The sequence below is a fragment of the Mobiluncus sp. genome (genome assembly GCF_985070215.1).
In genome coordinates this window covers 1-21,074 of record NZ_CFKZQR010000005.1, presented here as the reverse complement: position 1 = coordinate 21,074, position 21,074 = coordinate 1, and the positions used below count along the sequence as shown (strand labels likewise).

At 57.8% G+C, this 21,074-nt stretch carries 7 protein-coding genes; 3 read left to right on the top strand and 4 right to left on the bottom strand.

Annotated elements, in window-relative coordinates:
* Positions 1-4: 4 nt before the first annotated feature.
* Positions 5-1,288, bottom strand: a complete 1,284-nt coding sequence (locus AC5LBQ_RS01830) for an MFS transporter (protein ID WP_493264462.1) — start codon at positions 1,286-1,288, stop codon at positions 5-7.
* On the bottom strand, positions 1,285-2,769 hold the full coding sequence (locus AC5LBQ_RS01825) for a glycoside hydrolase family 1 protein (protein ID WP_493264461.1): 1,485 nt from the start codon (positions 2,767-2,769) through the stop codon (positions 1,285-1,287). Before AC5LBQ_RS01825 ends, AC5LBQ_RS01830 begins: the two co-directional genes overlap by 4 nt.
* Before the next feature lie 78 nt (positions 2,770-2,847).
* Between AC5LBQ_RS01825 and AC5LBQ_RS01820 the strand changes: the two genes are divergently transcribed.
* Entirely contained in the window at positions 2,848-3,708 is an 861-nt protein-coding gene (locus AC5LBQ_RS01820; protein WP_493264460.1) for an exodeoxyribonuclease III, read from the top strand.
* Between the two features lie 116 nt (positions 3,709-3,824).
* On the top strand, positions 3,825-16,043 hold the full coding sequence (locus AC5LBQ_RS01815) for a cell wall-binding repeat-containing protein (RefSeq protein WP_493264459.1): 12,219 nt from the start codon (positions 3,825-3,827) through the stop codon (positions 16,041-16,043).
* Positions 16,044-16,132: 89 nt separating this feature from the next.
* On the opposite strand, the gene aceB is transcribed toward AC5LBQ_RS01815, so the two are convergent.
* Both aceB and aceA read right to left on the bottom strand, forming a co-directional pair.
* Complete coding sequence (gene aceB, locus AC5LBQ_RS01810; protein WP_295026175.1) at positions 16,133-17,764, bottom strand: malate synthase A; 1,632 nt, start codon at positions 17,762-17,764, stop codon at positions 16,133-16,135.
* A gap of 102 nt (positions 17,765-17,866) precedes the next feature.
* Complete coding sequence (gene aceA, locus AC5LBQ_RS01805; protein WP_297346023.1) at positions 17,867-19,156, bottom strand: isocitrate lyase; 1,290 nt, start codon at positions 19,154-19,156, stop codon at positions 17,867-17,869.
* 274 nt (positions 19,157-19,430) lie between these two features.
* Here aceA and AC5LBQ_RS01800 point away from each other — a divergent pair, with 274 nt between their 5' ends.
* Entirely contained in the window at positions 19,431-20,933 is a 1,503-nt protein-coding gene (locus AC5LBQ_RS01800; protein ID WP_493264458.1) for a helix-turn-helix domain-containing protein, read from the top strand.
* Positions 20,934-21,074: the final 141 nt, after the last annotated feature.

The following is a 21,074-nucleotide window of genomic DNA, read 5'->3' as shown; positions in this document are numbered from 1 at the left end:
CTGTTTAGCGCACACTCTTTACCTTATACACCAGCGCGGCCCCGACCAGCACAATGAGGGCCGCGAAGATGTATAGCGCCATATAACCGCTGGTGTAATCCGGAAACGCTTTTACCAGCGGCGCGGCCAGCAGGGGAGCCAGCGCCTGAGGCAAAGCGGCCGCGATGTTGATAACTCCGAGGTCGCGCGCCGCGTCATTGGTTGGCGGTAGCACCTGCGTGACCAGCGCAAAGTCTACGGAAACATAGATACCGTAGCCTATCCCGAGTAGAAACGCCCCCAGGAGCGCGCCTTCCCAAGTCTGGATGAACGCCAGGCTGAGACCCGATAGTGCCATGGTCAGGCCAGAGAGCGCCACCAAGGGCTTGCGTTTCCCCATCCGGTCAGAGATAGTTCCACCGGCGAGGGTCGTCGCCACGGTCATCAGCGCGTATAGGCCGGAGAGCACAAATACTCCGAAGTCGGGATGTGCGTAGCCCACCGCATCCATGAGGTAAAACAGCAGGTAAAGCGTGCAGAGGGAGTTAGCTAGGTTGATGAGGAAACGACTGGCCCAGGTCCAGGCAAAGTCGGGGTAACGCCGGGGGGATACCCAAAATCGTTTCAGGAAGGCCCAAAGATTGAAGGGCGCGGGTTTCTCGACGAGGTAACGGTCGTGGGCGGTGAACAGGTAGGGAATCACCAGAGCGATGAGGAGGGCGATGCAGGCCAGGTATCCCCAGGTCAGGTTGCCGAAAGCGGAGGCCATCCCCGTTCCCGCGACGACCCCGAGGGTTTGTCCCATTCCCAACCAGCCGCCCATTTGACCGCGGTATTCCACTTTCACCTGGTCATTGACGGTGGCGGTGATGGCTGCGTACATAGCGTTTAGGCAGGCTTGTACCAGCGCCCAAGCGACCACCATGGCCCACACCGAATGAGAAAATGCCAACCAAGCCAAGGCCAGCGCCCCCAGAATTGTTCCCCAAAATACCCAGGGCAAACGGCGTCCGAAGCGGGAAGTCGTGCGGTCAGAGAGCGCCCCAAAGATTGGGTTACCCAGGGCAGAGACGAAAGCTCCGACACCGGTGACCAGCGAGAGCACGTATTCCTTATAGTCCGGGGCGACAGCGGCCGCTTGCAACCCCAGCAGTACCTGGATAGGTCCGAACCAGGCCGTATAGACGGCGAGGTTCGCTGCGGAAACGCTGACGCGCCACCTTAGCCGGGGTTTTTCCAGAGGTGCGTCGGCGGGAACTTGGGCGTGAAAGCGTCCCGAGCGTGCGGAGCTGGCGGGGTCGGCGCTCATTGCTGGCGTACCTGCGCAATCAAGTCTCGATACCAGTAATAAGAATCTTTGGGAATCCGGGTCTTATCGGCGGTGTCGAAGTCCGTGTAGATCAGCCCGAACCGCTGGGTTTCGCCGTCGGCCCATTCAAAGTTGTCCAGCAGAGACCAAACATAGTATCCGGCCACGTTTCCCCCGGCTTGGCGAGCCGCCGCGACAGCCTGGAAGTGTCGGGCCAGGTAGTCGATACGCCGCGGGTCATGAACCCGCGCTTGACCGGAGTCGTTGGTGGTGACGGTTTCCGTAAACGCCGCACCGCCCTCGGTCACAATGATTGGGGGCAAGGCCGACCCGTAGCGTTCCCGGAGCTGTACCAGGATTTCGGTCAGTCCCGCAGGATAAATCGCCCAGTCGAAGCTGGTGCGGTCCTCCATCTTTAGGGATTCAATCGTGAAGGGGATACCGTCCGGCATCGCGTACAGATTGGCGTTGTCTGCGTGCAAGGGGGGTGCGGCCGCGGGTGCGGCTGTTGGAGGCGTGTCGTCGCCGGGCAGTCGTGAGACCACTACGGCCGGTTCATAGTAGTTGATTCCATAAAACTCCAGGGGCTCGCATGCGTTTCTGACCTGCTCGCTCATGGTTGCAGCAGTCTCGGGGTTGACCTCCTGGGCTATGAGGTCCAGAACCGCCTGCGGGTAAGTCCCTTTCAACATGGCCGAAGCGAAGAAGTCGTTGTAAATCGCGTCATAGAGACCGGCCATCTGTACGTCCATCGGGTTTTCTGTGTCGGCCGGATAGACCGGGGTATGGTTGGGGGCGCAACCCACCGACTGAGCACCCAAACCGTGCAGTAGCCGCACTGTCTCACCGTGAGCCAAGTTCAAGGCGTGTCCCACGCCAAGCGCCTGGTAGCCAAGCGTCAGACCGGGAGCGTGGATGCCGATAGCGTGGCCGAGCAGGGTGTGGACATTCGGCTCGTTAATGGGAATCCAGTGTTTCACCCGGTCATGGAATGCTTCGTAGGCAATCCGGGCGTAGCGCAGGAACATGGCGGTGGTCTCGGGATTGAGCCAGCCGCCCTTTTCCTGCATGGCTTGGGGCAAATCCCAGTGATACAGCGTCGCCATGACTTCGATGTCTGCCTCAGCTAGGGCATCTAGGACGCGGTTATAGAAATCGATTCCGGCCTGGTTCGGTGTCCCTGCCGCGGTCAGGATACGCGGCCAAGCCAAGGAGAGGCGATAGTGTTTCAGGCCAGCTTGTCGCATCAGTTCCACATCGCGGTTGAACAGGTGGTAGTGGTCACAAGCGGTGTCGCCGGTGGTGTTATCAATGACTTTGCCGGGGGTGTGGACAAAAGCATCCCAGATGCTCTCTTGGCGTCCGTCGGCGTTGACGGCTCCTTCAATTTGATACGAAGCCGTGGAAGTGCCGAAGGCAAAGTCTGGGGGAAATGCGAGTTCACGTGCCAGGTCACAGACCTTTTCAAATTTGCTCTCCATAAAGCAATTGTAGTCATCCTTGCCCAGGGAAAATGGGAATTCGGTAGACTGGAAACGCTGGTTCTTAGGGAGGTAACGGTGCGTATAGCGACTTGGAACGTGAACTCGATTCGCACTCGCTTGAATCGAGTGACGGCGTTCCTGGAACGCGAACACATCGACGTTTTGGCGATGCAAGAAATCAAGTGCCGCAACGATCAGTTCCCTACCGCCGCTTTTGAAACCGCCGGCTACCAGGTGTTTGTTAACGGTTTGAATCAGTGGAACGGGGTCGCGGTGGCGGTGCGCCAGGGGATTAGCGCTCACCTGCTGGGTACCGAGTTTTACGGTGCCATCGCCCAACCGTACTTTTCTGTCCCGCCCAAACCGCCTCAGCTGGAACCACGAGTGTTGGGGGTGCGCGTGGCCGGGGTGGAGTGCTGGTCGCTCTATGTTCCCAATGGGCGCGAAGTCGGCCACCCTCACTACCAGTACAAGTTAAAATGGCTCGATTCCCTGCGTTCCCACGTGATTCGCACTCTGGACACGGATCCGGAGAGTTTGGGGCTTTACCTGGGGGACTTCAACGTGGCTCCCCGTGACGAGGACGTGTGGGACATGGCGGACTTTGCCGGGGCGACCCATGTTTCCGAACCGGAGCGGCAAGTGTTTGCCAAGCTCCTGGACCCCGACACGGTCGGTGACGCGGTCACCCTCCACGATGACCTCATTGCGGGTTTGCCCGGAAATCTGACCGAAATTACCCGGCAATTCGCTCCCGGCTGGACTTACTGGGATTACCAGCGGGCCCGCTGGCGGCGTAACCAAGGCATGAAAATCGACTTCGCCTTGGCTACTCCGCGCCTGGTTTCCCGTGTGACCGGCGCGTTTATTGATACTGCGGAACGTGATGGGGAACAGCCCTCCGACCACGCTCCGGTGGTCGTGGATTTTGAATAAATCCTGGTCAGTCCCAAAACGACTCCACTTTTTCCTAAGATTTCTCCCCGCAGTGCCGATATAAAACCTGTAGTGTGAGAAGTAGTTAAGTTTTAAAGAAAAAGGGGGCGGGAACGATGAGCATCTTGCGTCGTTTGACTGTCGCGGGCACCGCGTTGGCTTTGACCCTGTTGGGGCTGGTTCTGCCTACCCCGGCTCTGGCTGAGGAGCGTTCCGCGTTCCCCGGCGCAATTGACCTGCCGACTTGGATTATGAAGGGACGCGAACCGATTGAATCCGATGCTTCCCCGCAGGATAACTGGGTGGTGACCGGGAAAGTCGTTACCTATCTCTCGGGGGAACGCGCTGGCGCGACTGATGATCAGGGCGAGAAAGTCGTTGCTGGTATCCATGTATTTGCCCGCTACCAGGCCAATAATGGGGCGTGGTCACCGATTTTCAAAACCACCACCACCTCTAACGAAACAAAATCAAAAACTGACCGGCTCTCGAACTATGCCATCAAAATGCGCGACTTTGTTGATTACAACGGGGAACTGGGACAATTCCGCCCCGGCGAAGGCCACGCCCAGCGTCTCCAGGTGTGGATTAACCCCGAACAGGTTCCTGGATACCGTCTGACTTTCTCGGAGCGAACCGGCGGGGTCATCCAGGGTTACTCCACCAGGAAAGATTTCAACTGGACTGCCAGCCAGATGATGCAGTGGGGTTTCCTTTCTGTAGGCAGGAACTCTACCCAGGTATCCCAGGTGAATATCGGGCTCATTAAAGTCGCGGAGTCGCAAGAGGAACTGCTTGGAAACGGGGTAGCTATCGAGCCTTCCCTTCCCTCACCACCTGGAGCCACTCCGGCAGCCAAGAAGAGAAAGACTCTGCAGGGCTATGTGCGTTGGGAAAACCAAACCCTTAACAGGGGCGGCGGCAACCCTTACGTGGGGCGAGCGAACATCGCAGATTATCCGGCGAATACCCCCGCAGGGGGTTACGTAGTGGTCGCGGCAGTGAAAGATAAAAACAACAGGGTCGAGGCTCGCTGCACCACTACTTCAAACTTGGACCCATCGGAAGATAACGGTAAAACCCCTAACTGGACGATTTACTTTAACAACGATGTTGATGTTAAACAAAACATGAAGTTCCAGGTGTTCAAAGGCTCCTGTGAGTCAAACAACGTAAGCCTGCAGCCGTTGCCCAAGCGGATGGCCTACTGGAGTCCGTTCCCCACTGCGGTTGATGGCTGGGGAACCACGCTTAACGGTATCCTCGGCAGTGCCAACCAGGGCTGGACCGGCACCCACTGGGAGGATAACGTTCGGGTACTGTTGCGGCCGCTGCAAATGCAGCTGCTGCCCCACGGGGAAAGTTTGGGGTCGAGTGCTGGCACCCAATCCTTCTATGGGGATAAAGTCCAAGTGGATTACAGTCGGTTGCCGCTAAACACCCCGCTGGTGGCGCATCTGTACACCGGAACGTTGAACGATAACGGTTCGGGAACCCCCATCGAGTCCAAATCATTTACAGCACAAGGTGGTCAAGGCAGCGGGTCGGTGACCTTTGACACGGAACTGACTGGCGACACTTTTCAGGAATACTGGGTCGATGTCGTACCCGAAACCGTCACTGAACATCCCGAATGGCAGGTGTTGGCCTCGCAAAGTTTCCTGTACAAGCCGATTCAACTTGAAATCAACAAGGGAGCGGCGAACACACCGGGAACCTTCACAATCACCAAGAAGGCACCGGCTGATAACTTGGTTAAGCTCACCGGTTGCCAGGCGGTTTCAAATACTGACACCGCGGCCGCCACAGATGCCCTACCTTACGACTTGAAGCGGGAAAGCACGGGTAACGGCTGCACACTTAGCGGTACGCCGGAAAAATCTGGGGTTCACTCGCTGTGGGTCAAATTCACTTTCACCGACAAAGATGGCAACTCGCACACGTCAGTGCAGTATCTGCCTTGGACAGTCGAGCCGCGTCTAAAACCGCAGATAGAACCGGGGACCCAGGATTCTGAGGTGAGCAAGTACTCCCCGCTGGAAAAGTTTCCCGCCGTCGGGGTGCCCTACTCCGGCTTGGTTTCGCCCTTCCCGGATTGGCAAGGCCGGCACTTCACCTATCAGGTGTTCGACACTGACCCAGGGAACAGTGGCACCGCGCTCGTGCCCGACATGAACGGGATGGTGAGCCTGCGTAACGGCAACGCTAAGAGCGGATTGAAGTTTAATACAGCGACCGGCCAAGTCACCGGAACCACCCAAGCGGGTAAATCCGCCGTTTTCTGGGTGAAAGCCACCGACGAGGACGGTGGGGTCACCCCCGCCATGAAGTATGAGATTTACCCCGGCTCGCCCTTGATTTTGCAGCGCGCCCAGCTGCCCACCGGCTCTGGTGGCAGTGACTACCAGAACGCGAACGGAACCCCCATTGTGATTTGGGTTTCCGGTGGGGAACCTTCGGCTAATGAATTGACGGTTAGCGGTACTACTTTGCCTCGCAATACCTACGCTAATGCCGAAATTCTGGGGGTGTATGACGGCGACAATAATCTGGTGTCCGGCAGTATTGGCGGGATCAGCTGTGAGCCGAAAGACAATTCCGGCGACGGGAAATTTATTCTCTGTTCCGGAACCCCGAACGTGTCCAAGGCTACGACCTATTACCTGCAGGTGAAATACACCGACAAAAATGGCCGCACCTTAAACGGCGCCAAATACACCCTGCCCCAAGTGAAAGCCCTGACCACCCTGACCGGGTCGGAGGGCTGGCTAAAGATGACGCTGCTGCCTCAAATCGTGGCAGACACCGACCCCGCCCCTGTCGTAACCAGCGCGGACCTGCCCGATGGCACGAAAGGATTGAGCTACGGACCGCAGAACGTAAAGTCCTATCTGTCGGGCGGCACCGGGAACTTCGCGAATTACACTTTCAGCGCTGCCGGTTTGCCGGCCGGTTTGACCATGGACGCCAATGGTGTAATCACTGGCAAGCCTTTGGAAACCACCACGCCAGGTGGGGTGAGCGTCAAGGTTTACCTGCGGGGTAAGGACGGCACCGTGGCGGAACGCTCCTCGACTACCGTCACTTTCCAGCTGCGCATCAACACTGACCTCAAGGCGGCAACAGATACCCTGTCTGCGACTGCTCAGGGCGGAACGACCTACACTTCCGGCAATCCGCTGCTTGACGTGAGTTCTGCGGCTGGCATTACCGGCGGGGTCTCACCCTACAGTTACAAACTGCAATACCGGGATAACGATAACGATACTTGGCATGATGCCACCACTTCCGGGGGGCGCGACCAGGTTCCCAATGCGGACACAAAACATAACCCCTCCGGCCTGTTGTTGGATAGCAACGGCAAACTGGTGGGGGCAACTATGGGCACCGCCGGCTTCCCGCAGCTGCGGGTGGTGGTGACCGATTCTGATACGGTTTCTTGCACACATGGATGTTCGGTGAATGTCGGCTTGAACCTGAAACGGGCCGATGACCGGAGTCCTAGTGTGGCCGAGGACGCTTCCATCACGGCAAACGTAGGGGAAACCGTCACCGGGTTTTTGCCAGTGAACGACCCCTCGGGCAAGCCCCAAAAATATGAAATCGACACCAAGGTGCTGCCGGAGGGGGTCACCCTCGAGGTTAACAAAACCACCGGGAAGTACACTCTGAAAGCCACCAATCAGGCTGTGGCGGACACTATTGGCTCCGTCACCCTGATAGTCACCGGTGCCAACGGAATGGTAGGCACTGTAACTTTGCGGGTGCACGTGGTGGATCAGCGTGTCCCTCAGACAAATAACAACAATGTCGCCATCAGCCTGGAACAGGGCATTCCCGTTCCCGCCACCGCGAAAGTAACCGGGGCGATTGACGCGGCGAGTTCCCCCGAAATCAAGTGCTTTGTGCCCGCAAACTACACCTCGGCTAACTGCCCCACTGCGCCACAAAAGCTGCCCGGACTGGCCGGGGTCACCCTGAACCCTGACGGGACGCTCACCGGCACCCCAGTTAAGGGTGACGTCGGGGAACACCAGGTTCCCTTGAAAGCGTTGGGTGTGAATGGAAAATGGTCGGCTGAGTTTAGCGTGAAAATTACCGTCTCGCCCTCCACCCTGGTGTTTGAGCCGGGTATCGCACCGGGCGGAACCAAGGGACAGGCTTATGAGTGGACCTTTAACCCCGCCACCGGCGCCGAGGGCCTCACCAAGACATACAAGGTTTACTTGGGCAATCAGCGAGTCAACGGCTGCAGCGTGGATACCAGCGGGACCAAACCGAAACTCACGTGTCCTGACGGCGCGCTAACCAACGGCGAAACCTATACCCTGCGGGTGAGCGCCGGAACGGGTACTGCCGCGGTCAGCATTGACCGGGTGTTTACCCCGGAGATTTATCCGCCGCTGAAGTTTGCGAACTTTACCCTGCCCAGCGCCGCCGTTGGGGCGGTATACCAGCAGGAAGACGGCTCAACCTTCCGGTTCACCGCTACGGGAGGCAGTGGAAGCTACGGGTTCGGGTTCGCCACCGGTTCCGGACACACGCAGCCTACTGCTCCGCATAGCTGTACCGGATGGGCCTTGTACACCACAGAAAACAAGGATTCGGGGCTGTGCCTGGAACGTGACGGGCGTGTCACCGGAACTCCAAAGGAGGCGGGCACTATTGACCTGTCTAAACTGGAGGTCACCGACAGCGCCCAGCATCGGGCCGGATTGCCCGAGGGCGCAACAGCTCAGCTGGTCATTCACCCGCTGTTGCAGCTCACTAACATGTGCGTGAAGCCCGAGAGCGGACCCGATAAGCATGATAACTACAAGTGCAAGGGCGAAAAGAACCAGCCGGTCGGGACGAACGGAAAACTTAAGATTGCCACCGTGTCCGGCGGCGCTACGCCTTACCGCAATCTGCGGGTGAAAGGGCTGGACGCCTATAACGACGGGGTTACCGATCCCGCCCAGCAACTAAAAGCTGATTGGTGTGATGGCGCCCCGACCACCAAGGCGGGTGAAGACATCTGTTTGACCGGAACCTGGCCCAAGACGATGGCGCCCGGGTCCTCCCTGAACATTTACGTGACTGGGGCGGCGGGACGGACCGTCACCGTAGAAGCTTTTATCCCGGTAGCCACCGACCTGAAATTTATCGATAATCCGAGGGGCGTGCCTGGGGGCGTGACCCTGAAACAAACTTCCGGTAACGCGCGACCTGAAAATATCGACCAGTCAACCTGGACTAAGGTTTCGAGCAAGATTGACGGTGATCTGCCCACTATCGGGATTAGTTTGGACAAGGACGCCGTAAAGGACGGTAATAAGGTGGACATCCCGTCTTTGGTTACGGGCGGGGTCGGTTCTTACGCTTATCGGACTCTACCCTGCGACAATACCGACGACCAGGGCAACTGTGCCCTGGGGGACACGGGTTTGTTCCTGAACAAGTCCACCGGTGAGCTCTTTGGCACCCCGAAGCCCGGTGCCAGCGCCGCCGTGGTGGTGAGCGTCACCGATTCGGATTCTCCGGCTCAGACCAAGAAAGCCAACCTGGTGTTTTCTATCGCCGACACCCGTAAGCCCAAGGTTACCGCGACCACGATAAACGCCGAGGTCGGCAAAAATGTGAGCCAGGTCATACCGGTTAGCGACGGTTCCGGGCAATATGAGAGCGTGACTCCCACCGGCAAGCCTGACTGGATGACGCTAACCTTAGCCAATAATGTACTGACCGTTACAGTAAAGCCCGGCCCTGGCCATGTCACCAGCACGGCCGGCACGTTTAGCGTGAAGGTTACGGATAAGAACGGCAACGTCAGCGAGCCTGCCACCATCACGTACACTGTCGTGGATAACCGGGTCCCGAACTTGAGCAGCCTCAAGCCTAATGAGAACCTGACCGGGACGGAAGGCAAGAGCGTTGATGGCTGGACAGAATTGCCAAAGGGTACGACCAAATACGGCCCAAAGATTAAAGAATGGAAGGTTGAGGGGTTGCCCCAGGGGGTAGAATTCGACTCCGCCACCGGCACGCTTTCGTCCAATAAGATTGCTTCCGGGGAATCTGGAACCTACCCCATCACCATTACCGCCACCGCTGAAAACGGCAAAACCACCACCATCGTGAAAAACCTGGTCGTGACGCCGTCCACTCTGAAAGTTGCGGAACACGATGCCGAGAATCTTAACAAAGACCGGAATCTAAATGCTGACCCACCAGCCATTATCGCAACCGTGAGCGGCGGAGCCGGGCTCTACCAATTGGTTAGTGTGACCGGTTTGCCGAGCGGCCTTAGAGCCGAACATGATGGTAACGGAAAGATTGTACTGAAAGGTACAATACCTGATGAGTATAATGACTACTCCGTGACGATTACCGTTAGGGATAAGGACGGGGTTCAGCGGACTCTCACCCGCACCCTGCGTATTGGCGAGGGATTGTCGGTTGCCAAGACCACCATGCCCACCGCCACCGTAGGGGGTCGCAGCTATGGTCCGTACTGCTTGGGTGTTTCGGGCGGAACTACGCCTTATAGCATTAGTGGAATAACCGACTTGCCCACTGGCATGACGTTGAATGTCAGTAATAACGATGTGTGCCTGTCGGGCGTGCCCACAACAGGGGCTGGAAGTGTGGCTAAGGTCACATTTACCCTGACGGATAGCTCCTCTCCGCAATCTGGGAAAAAACAGGTCGAAGTGAAAATCCCGGTGAATAAAAAGTTCACCGCAAAGGAGCCAAATCCGAACAGCCATAGCTTCTACGCTGGTAGTGAAATTATTGCCTTTACTCCGACAGAGGGTAGCGGGGACAGCTGCTATGGGCTGGACACGTCTGGAGGGTGCCAGAGCGCCACATTTACCTATGCGGCATCTGGTTTGCCTGCGGGACTGTCCATTAATCCTCAGACTGGGGTGATTTCCGGTACGCCGACAGAACTGGTGAAGAACAACCGGGAGATTAGCGTGACGGTGGCTTCCAGTGCGCCGGGGAGCGATCCGATTACCAAGCAATTCCAGATTACGGTGGCTTCGGCATTTTCCAACCTGGAAAACCATTTCAATGTGCCCCCGAGTGCCACCACACCGGCGTTGGACGAAAACGGCACGGTTGAGACCGATAACCCCAGCAACCAGGTATTGCCCGTCCCGGAAATCAAGAAGGGGCAGAACACTATTGCGACCGGGAAGTACTCTATCCAGGGCGGTACCCCTGATTCGCAGGGGAACTATCCGCTGGGTGATACCGGCCTGGCTTTGACCCCGGACGGGAAACTCGTGGGCACCCTCAAACCTGGACAGCCCGGTACACAGGGCACCAACGGCACTTTTGGCCTTGGGTCATACGATGTGGTTCTTCAGGATGATGCTGGTGGTGACCAGATTGGCCCTAAGACGGTTGCCTTTACCGTGAAAGATACCCGCACCCCTCAGATTACGGTGAATAGCGCCACTGTCGAGGTCGGCCAAGCGGCAGACATCCGTATTGGGGTGACCGGCGGGTCTGGACAGATTGACAAAGTCGAACTAACGGGTTGCAAACAGACCAATACCAATGTGAAGGCGGAAGGCGCCACAATTAAGGTGTCGGCAGGTGCCTTTACTGAGGGCGGAAAGATGGAGTGCCAGGTTAAAGTCACAGATCACAACGGTCTCACCAAGACCGAACAATTCACTATTAAGGTCAACGATAGCCGTCAGCCGAAGTTCAATACGAACGAGAGGGAACGCTACGCCTGGCAAGGCCTGGACTTCACCAACGTCACTTTGGACAGCAGCGGCGTTAAGGGCATTCCGGTGATGACATGGCTGGTCGACCCCAGCAAAGACTCTACGGCGGCGCCGCTTCAGTCGGTAAAGATTGCTGGCCTGCCCAAACAATTCAAAGTTACCTCCCAACATGGAACAGTTACGGAGAAGTCAGGGTCTTACACGTGCAGCAACCCAGCGGACTGCACCATTGTGGACTACGCTGCTAAGGACGTCAGCGGGGTAACGGACTTTACCCTCACGATTACAGCCGACATCAAGACACCCAGTAACCCGACTGGCCTCACTGCCAGTAAGTCGATACCGCTGCGCGTGTTTGCCTCCCCGCTCCAGCTAAACACCAGCACTCCTACCGGCATGATTCGCGCCACCAACGGTAGCTACACTTCCACAGTCGGTACGGTCGACTATCTGGGCGGAACCATTACTCCGACTACATCGGCGGGACAGGATTTTCTCAAAAGCCCTAGTGCCTGGAACGAAACCTACGCCCTAGACAACGCCAACTACACGATTGAGAAAGTCACGGCATACAAGCGTGACGGTAAAAGTGAAAATGTGGGTGTTGACAATCTGACCCTCAAGGCCACACCTGCTACGGCTGCTGCCATGCCACATGGAGACCAGTCCAAGATGGCGAAAACCTTGACGCTCAGCTCCACGAACACTGGGGCTATCCCCGAGGGCACCACGTCCCTGGCGGTCGAACTGAAAGTTACTGACGGACACGGAATCGAGCGCAGCGCCACCGTGAACATTCCGGTGGTGCAAAAGCTGGAATGGGCTGGCCCGCCGTTTAAGAGCGATCATGACCCGGTGACGTTGGACACGGTCGGGGTACAAGGTGCGCCCTATCCGGCGTATTATGCCGAAGCCAAGGGCGGGGACGGCAGTTTCAGTACCTCCCTAGCCGAGGAAAATGCTGAGATTCGGACCGCGGCGGACGCTGACGCGAAAGCCAAGTTCCTCCACAGACCCGGCTACAAAGGTATAGACCCGGTGTATTGCGCCGCACAGGGTGAGCCTAAGTCGGATACTCGCCCGAAGTGTTTCCCCATTCCCGGCTTGAGTGGGACTATTCCAGCTAATGCCTGGAACAATCCGGTGCCGGCTGATTATCAGGGACTGTTTATGCTCTCTAACGGGAAGCTCTCCGGGTCTATCCCGCCGAATGCCAAACCCGGCACCCATACTGCTCAGGTTTTGGTCATTGACGGCTCCGGCCAGCTGATCAAAAAGACTTTCTCTATTACGGTGGAAAAGAAACTGACCCTAACCATAGAGAATAATGAGTTGCAGAAAGGTAAGAAGGGCATTTGTTACGGTTCCAATATCAAACTGAAAAAAGGTGAGGTATGCCCCGCGGATGGACCCGATTCCGGGGTCAAGGTAGGCACCTATGATGGGCCTGCTAATACTACTGCGAAGTGTGAACTTATCCCGCCGGTAGACGGGCTCAAGGTGACTTGCGAAAATAAAGAGGTAAAGATTTCCGGTGCCCCGACCCAAACTTATGACGGCGATGTCACGGTTAAGGTCAGCTTGGACAGCGGCGCGAAACAGCGCATCGAACAGACTGTGCCGTTGCTGATTGAAACCGACATGATTTTCAAAGATGACCCCCACAACGGCAATGTCGATGTGAAAACCAACCCGGATGGCACGCAAAAAATCGAGGTAAACACCACTGCCAATGGTGGGATTTTACCCAAGATGAAGCTGGAAGTTACAGGAGGGGAAGAACCATACACCTATTACGTCGAGGACAAGGATGGAAACCGGGTTTCCCCCGTACCTTGCCCCGCGGGTGTAAAAAGCACGACCAGCAAGCCAATCGTGTGCTACCCCATCGGCACCACCGGACTGGTGCTGGACTCCGAAGGCAACGTACATGGTACTCCGATTCCTGGCGGTAGCGCGGAAGGGAATTTCGTGGTCGCGGACTCCGACACGACCTCGCGCACCAAGAAGGCCGCTATCACGGTGAACATTGCCGACCAGCGTCCCCCGCAGGTCTACGGCCTAACTATTAACACGACTGTAGGAGCGACTTCCTTGAGCGGTTCTACCCAACTGGTAGCAGAGGATCCGCAAAACCCGCGGGTTGACATCGGCAGTTTGCCATCAGGACAGCAGACCGCTGCCGGTAAGCATGGCTTCTCTACGGGTAAGCCAACCGGCGCACTTGGCACGCCGGGTGGGTGTTCCGTCACGGGTTCCATGCCGACCTGGTTGACGCTCGACGCCCACGGGGCGATTTCCCTGGCCAGTGGCGTGTCCGCAGTTCCGGTCGACGCGGCAGGGCAAACGCTGCAGTTCTGCGTGTGGTATGTCGGTCCCAATGGGGTTAATGCCCCGAAACCCGCTGTGGTCAGTGTGAACGTCACCGACAAGCGCCGCGTAACTATCGACAGTGGAAACGGCGGCACTACTGATGCCAAGATTGGCAATGAACTGGCTCCGACCTCAAACCCTGCAACGTTAATTGGAACGACCATTCCAGCCGATATGGTAGACAACGCCAGCAAACCTATTACGGTTACGAAACTGAACTCGGACGGCACTCCCTGTATGGGGACTAGCTGCAAGTTCAGCCTTAATAGCCCTAATGGAGCTAACTTTACTGACACCAGTATCGACGGACTCAGGGTCACGGGCTTGAACTGTGCCACTAGCGGCGACCCGCGCAGTTGCTCTATTGCAGTTTCGGGAACCCCAACTCCGAGTGCTGCCGGGGATCATCAGTTGTCTTACCAGCTCACCCTGCCCAACGGTCAGACCCAGATCATTTCCCACACCATTCACATCCCGCCCTACAACCTGGCGTTGAGCGTGGAACCGATGAACCCGGCGGTCGTGGGACTGGATTATCTCCAAATTTCCAAGCCGGTCCTGGCCCAGGGTGGCTCGGGGAATTACTGGTTCCAGCTGTGGGATCCGAACAACCCGGTAACTGATGCCTCTGACCCAGACAATAAGGCGAAGGTCGGGGATATGGACCTGGTGACTACTGGTAACCAGGTGAAACTCCAGTGGACCCCCTCCGCTGAGGACCTCGCGAAAGCCTCGGGCGGAAACATTCCGGTCACCATCACCGTGTGGGATAAGGCTGCCTGCAACATAGATCCGGGTGGCATGGGCCAGAACAAACCGGGACCGGCTAATTGCCCCTACAAGGTCACCAAGACGGTCAACATCCCCCTGCACGCCGCCCCTGTCACCACGGACATCACCGTCCCGGAGGTGACGGAAGGCACCAGCGCCTCCTCTTCACCGGTCTATACCGGAAGCGGCAAGGCGGAACTGTCCGGTACCATAGCACCCGGCAACGAGCACCTATTCACCTTCGACCCGAATTCGGGTGTCGTCACGCTCAAGGACACGGCGCGTCCTGGCACCTATACAGCCGTGATTCGCGTCACCCTGCCGGGCGTGGCCATCCCGTTCTACCGTAACGTGACCTTTACGGTGAAGGAAAAGCCTGTGCCAGAGCCGACTAACCCCACACCCATTCCCACCACGACTCCGGAACCGCGTCCCGGTGTGGCACCCATCAGCCCGTCTACCGGCATCACGTATCCGGTGCGTGACCTCGACACCTTGGTGGTCCGTCACGGAGGGAATGACCGAATCGACACGTCTCTGGCAGTGCTGGACTTCTTTAGCGCCAAGTCCTCGACCCCGACCGAGGCGAACAACCTGACGGTGGCTTACGCTGATTACGCGGGAAAGGTGAGCTTGCCGTGGTCAGATACGGCGGTCTTGGTGCGCGACGATGACTATCCTGACGCTTTGGTCGCCGGTCCTTTGGCAGCTAACTACAACGCGCCTATCCTGATGACTCCGACTAAACAAGTCCCGCGTCGGGTTGTGGATGCTCTGCGGACCCACGGATTTACGAAAGTTATTTTGGTCGGTAATCCCGGTGCCATCAGCGCCGGGGCGGCATCTCAGCTGCAAAATGCCGGATTCCAGGTACAGCGCCTGGGTGGCCAGGACCGCTATCGTACCGCGGGAGCCGTCGCTGATCACCTGTTGGCGGCACGTGGCCGGGATAAATCAGATGTGTACCTGGCGACCGGCGTTGACTACCCGGACGCTTTGAGTGCTTCGTCGGCGGCCATCAAGAATGTTGGCGTGGTGTTGCTCACTCCGCGCCGCACGGTGGATGGAACCAGCCAAGGCTGGATGAACTCCGCCAAGGCGGCAAAGGTCGTGGCAGTGGGTGGGCCGGCAGTAGCGGCTGCCGAGCGGTCGGTGCATCTCGATGAGAAGCAAGTCGGTGTTGACCGTTACGAAACCGCGGAAAAGGTCGCCTCGGCGTACTTCCCGCCGAATCCGGGTCGAATTGCCGTTGCGACCGGCAAGGACTTCCCCGATGCGACCCTGGCGGCTTCCCTAACCGCCCGGACCGGTTCGCCTCTGGTGCTGACCAGGCCGGACACCCTAACCAAACCCACTACCCAGTTCCTGACTCGGAATCGGGCCAGTGTCCGCAAGGTTGACGTGGTCGGAGGGAAAGCCGCGGTCACTGAGAAAGTGCGTGGCGAAATCTATAGTGCCCTGCGCTAATCCTGGGTTTAGAGCGAAATAGCAAAGAGCCGGTTCTGTACCAAACAGTACAAAACCGGCTCTTTGCGGTTTTCGCGCAATCCGCGGCGCTAGGCCACGTAGTTGGCGTAAACCGGAACGGTCAGGAAGGTCGGGAACTCATCTTGTAGCGAGATGTCGCCAAAAATCTGGACCGCGCGGGTCAGGTTGGCTTGACGCTGCGGGTCATCCCCGATTTCAGCCTTGAACTTCGCGGATTCCTCATCCATGAGGGACTGGCACAGTTCGCGAGTGACCTCGCGGCCGTCGTCGAGCTTGACGCGGTTGTGAATCCACTGCCAAATCTGGGCGCGGGAAATCTCGGCGGTCGCGGCGTCTTCCATCAGGCCGAAAATACCGACCGCGCCGTTGCCGCCCAGCCAAGATTCCAGGTAGCGCAAGGAAACCGAAATGTTGGTGCGCACACCCGCTTCGCTCACCGCGCCCTCGGTAGCAGACACGTTCAACAGGTCCTCCGCCGTAACGTTCACCTCGGGACGCTGCTTCGAGATTTGGTTCGGGTTCGTGCCCAAAACCTTGTCGAACTCGTCGCGGATGTAGGGCACCATGCCGGGGTGAGCACACCACGAACCGTCGAAACCATCGGCGGCCTCGCGGGACTTATCCGCCCGGACTTTCCGCTCGATCTCAGCGTTTTCGCTCGCGTCACGGGAAGGAATAAAGGCAGACATCCCCCCGATAGCCGACGCCCCGCGCTTGTGACACGTTTTCACCAACAACTCGGTGTAGGCGCGCATCATCGGGGCAGTCATGCCGACCAAAGCACGATCCGGCAGAATGTACTTGGAGCCGGAATCGCGGAACTTCTTAATGATTGAGAAAATGTAGTCCCAACGCCCGGCGTTCAGCCCGGCGCTGTAATCGCGTAGCTCATAGAGGATTTCTTCCATCTCGAAAGCGGCCATGATGGTCTCAATCAAGCAGGTGGCGCGAATCGTGCCGTGAGGAATCCCCACGTACTCTTCGGCGTAAGCAAACACGTCAGCCCACAGCCGCGCCTCACGGTGAGACTCCATCTTTGGCAGGTAAAAGTACGGTCCGCGGCCTTTTTCAATCAACGTCTTGGCGTTGTGGAAAAAGTACAGACCGAAGTCCACCAAGGCGCCCACCATCGGCTCTCTGCCAGCCATGATGTGCTTTTCCACCAGGTGCCAGCCGCGCGGACGCACCAGCAGGGTCGGCAGCTTGGTGATGTCGCGTTCCTTTAGCTCGTAGTGCTTGCCTTGCGGGGAATCAAAAGTGATGGTGCCCGCAATCGCGTCCCGCAGGTTGACCTGGCCGCCAATGACGTTTTCCCAGTGGGGCGTGTTGGCATCCTCGAAGTCCGCCATCCACGCAGCAGCCCCGGAATTTAGGGCGTTAATAGTCATCTTACGGTCGGTCGGGCCGGTCATTTCGACCCGGCGATCCTCCAGGCCGGGACCCAGCGGGGCGACTTTCCACGAGTCGTCCTCGCGCACGCCCTTGGTCTCTACCAAGAAGCGCGGCAGCCGCCCATTGACCAGCTGCTGACGGCGGTCGTGGCGGTCACGCAGCAACTCGGCGCGACGCCCGGAAAAATTCACGTGCAATTTTTTGAGGAAAGTCAAGGCTTCCGGGGTGAGGATTTCGTCCTCGCGCTCAGCTACAACTTCTGTGCCGTCGACAACCGGATGAACCACTTTCACAGGACGGAGTTCCATGTGTGTCTCTTTTCTATGTCTCAGTAGATGGGTGACCGGGCGGCGTCGACGGTCTCGCAATCGAGGACGCCGCCCGGTTTGGGGGTTGAATTCGCAACGATATTAGAACTGGGCTTCTTCGGTAGAACCCTTCAGCGCCAAGGTGGAGGATTCGGGGTTCACCGTGGTGGACACCAAGTCGAAGTAGCCCGCACCAACCTCACGCTGGTGCTTGGTGGCGGTGTAGCCGCGAGATTCGGAGGCGAACTCGGCCTGCTGCAGCTTCACGTAAGCGCTCATGCCTTCGCGAGCATAGCCGTAGGCCAGGTCGAACATGCCGTAGTTGATCTGGTGGAAGCCCGCCAGAGTGATGAACTGGAAGGCGTAACCCATCGCGCCCAAGTCCTTCTGGAAGGAAGCGATTTGATCGTCGGATAGGTTGGCTTTCCAGTTGAAGGACGGCGAGCAGTTGTAGGCCAGCATCTTGTCCGGGTACTTGCCCTTGACCGCTTCGGCGACCTTGCGGGCCACATCTGGATCCGGAGTGTTGGTCTCGACCCACAGCAAGTCTGCGTAGGGGGCAAAAGCGAGCAAACGCGCGATAACCACGTCCACACCTGCCGTGGTGTAGTAGTGGCCTTCGGGGGAGCGCTCGCCGGTCAAGAACGGCTTGTCGGTTTCGTCCACGTCGGAGGTGATGAGGTTCGCGCCCAAGGAGTCGGTACGAGCCACCAGCAAGGTCGGCACGCCTTCCACGTCAGCCGCCAAACGGGCCGCCTTCAAGTTTTGGATGTGCTGCTGGGTCGGAATCAACACCTTGCCGCCCAAGTGACCGCACTTCTTTGCCGAGGACAGCTGATCCTCGTAGTGCATCCCGGAAGCACCGGCCTCAATCAGATGCTTGGCCAGTTCGTAAGCATTCAGCGGGCCGCCGAAACCGGCTTCTGCGTCAGCTACGATAGGCAGGAAGTAGTCCACATCAGACTTGCCTTCGGAGTAGTCCACCTGATCGGCGCGCACCAGGGCGTTGTTAATCCGCTTGACCATCTTCGGTACCGAATCGTAGGGGTAAAGGGACTGGTCGGGGTAGGTTTCAGAGGCGGAGTTGCCGTCGCCAGCGACCTGCCAGCCGGACAGGTAGATAGCCTTCAAACCGGCCTTAGCCATTTCTACGGCCTGATTACCGGTAATGGCACCCAAAGCGTGTACGTAGTCGTTCTCGTGCAGTGCCTTCCAGAGTTTCTCAGCGCCCATCCGTGCCAAAGTGTGTTCCTGAGTGAGGGAGCCCTGGAGGCGAGCGACCTGTTCACCGGTGTAATCGCGCACGACCCCTTTCCAGCGAGGGTTGGTCTTCCAGTCTTTGTCGATTTCGGCGCCTACGCGGGCAATGCGTTGTTCAGCAGTTTCGGTCATTTTGCGGTTCCTAACTTGTCGGGCACTCAGGGTGTGAACTTACGGGGGTTGTAGGCTCGCCATTGAGTGAAAACTTTTATTAGTTTTATTGTGGCGCTGGGTTGTCGGCGTTTTCAAGGCAAAATAGTGTAAAAAAATGCAAATGTTTACAATAAGATAAAAAAATACTTTACTTGACCCCTGATGCGTAAAATTAGGATGTGAAAAAATCCTAAACTTTCACATAAGTGAGAAAGAGCGTCCCCTTCGCGGGGAAGAATTTAGAGGTGCGCCGATGACCACTAAAAAGCCCGTCCGCGGTGAAATCCCTGCCCCCTTGCCCCCGGCAGAAGCGGGTAAACGCCACCACGATATCGATTTAGCGACCTTGGGAGCCCGGATTCGCTACGCTCGCACCAGCCAAGGTATGACCCTGACCGTCTTAGGGGAACGGGTCAACCGCGCCACCTCCCTTTTGAGCCAAATAGAGAACGGCAAACGCGAACCGAGACTGAGCCTGCTCACTGCTATTGCGGCGGCGCTGGGGGTCAGCGTCGAAACGTTGATGCAGCCCAGTCCCCCCAACGAGAGAGCCGCGCTGGAACTGGAACTGAACGAGTGCCAGACCAGTGCGGAGGCGGTCAAAATGGGCATTCCCCAGGTGCATATTGGTCCGCGGCTGCCTCACGACGCGTTGAAAGCGCTGGTCGCATCGCATCGGAAACTGCGGCAAATCACGGCAATCAGCCTGGATTCCCCCGAGGCGGCCCGCAAAGCCAATCAACAGCTGCATATCGAGATGCACCACAAAGACAACTACCTGGCTGACATTGAGCAACTCGCCACGGAAATCACCGAGGCGACCGGTTTCACCGGCGGACCGCTGCTGCAATCCGGAGTCGAAGAAATTGCCAACTACCTGGGATTTTCCATAGTCAAGCTGCCCGACTTGCCGCGGGGGGCACGTTCCATCACCGACTTGAAACACCAGCGAATCTATCTGAACTCTCTGGAAGCCCGCGATCGCGACCAACGCAACCTGATTCTTCGCGCCCTGGGTGACCAGGCGTTAAATCATCCCAAACCCACGTCCTACCACGAGTTCTTGCGTCAACGGGTCGAGGCTAACTATTTCGCTTCGGCTGTGCTGATGCCTCAAACCGCCACTGTTGCCCAGCTGATGGAGGACAAGCGGCGCCGGGATTTGTCCATCTTGGATCTGTCTGACCGGGTCGCCGTTACCTATGAGACAGCCGCCCACCGATTCACGAACCTGGCGACCCGACACCTGGGCATTACGGCGCACTTCTTGCGAGTTGGCACGGACGGCACTATCTATAAGGCCTACGCCAACGATGGCGTAGTGTTTCCCACGCATAATGACGGTTCGATTGAAGGGCAGCTGGCGTGCCGCAAATTCGGAGCTCGCCAGCTGTTTGAACAAATCGACCCGGCAGCTCCGTATTATCAATACACGGACACCCCTACCGGCACCTATTGGTCGGTGTCCAAGCTGGAACACTACCGAGCAGGGGACTTTTCGATTTCGGTGGGCACTCCCTTTGAACACGCCCAGTTCTTTCGCGGTCGGGACACCCCGCGGCGTTTCCAATCCAGCTGTCCCGCCGCGACTTGCTGCCGGGAGCCTTCCGCGGATTTACAGGCCAAATGGGCGCGTTACGCCTGGCCTTCCGTCAAGGTTCACTCACATTTGCTGGCGGCGACCCCGACGGGAACTTTCCCCGGCGTGGATGATCGCGAGGTCTACGAATTCCTGGATAAACACGCCGCTGACTGAGGGGCAAACGGGCCGCTGGCGAATCCGGAGCTCTGGGGCGGGGGCCGGAGCCGGCCGGGGGGAACTGTAGGGTTAGAAAAAAATGGGGGATTCTGGGGTCCAGAATGGGCCCGGTTTCACCGGCAGGGGGGTGGGGTTTGG

Bases quoted from the DNA above. Each gene is read 5' to 3' on its own strand.
- AC5LBQ_RS01830 (WP_493264462.1), bottom strand. From the start codon at position 1,288: ATGAGCGCCGACCCCGCCAGCTCCGCACGCTCGGGACGCTTTCACGCC.
- AC5LBQ_RS01825 (WP_493264461.1), bottom strand. From the start codon at position 2,769: ATGGAGAGCAAATTTGAAAAGGTCTGTGACCTGGCACGTGAACTCGCA.
- AC5LBQ_RS01815 (WP_493264459.1), top strand. From the start codon at position 3,825: ATGAGCATCTTGCGTCGTTTGACTGTCGCGGGCACCGCGTTGGCTTTG.
- aceB (WP_295026175.1), bottom strand. From the start codon at position 17,764: ATGGAACTCCGTCCTGTGAAAGTGGTTCATCCGGTTGTCGACGGCACA.
- aceA (WP_297346023.1), bottom strand. From the start codon at position 19,156: ATGACCGAAACTGCTGAACAACGCATTGCCCGCGTAGGCGCCGAAATC.
- AC5LBQ_RS01800 (WP_493264458.1), top strand. From the start codon at position 19,431: ATGACCACTAAAAAGCCCGTCCGCGGTGAAATCCCTGCCCCCTTGCCC.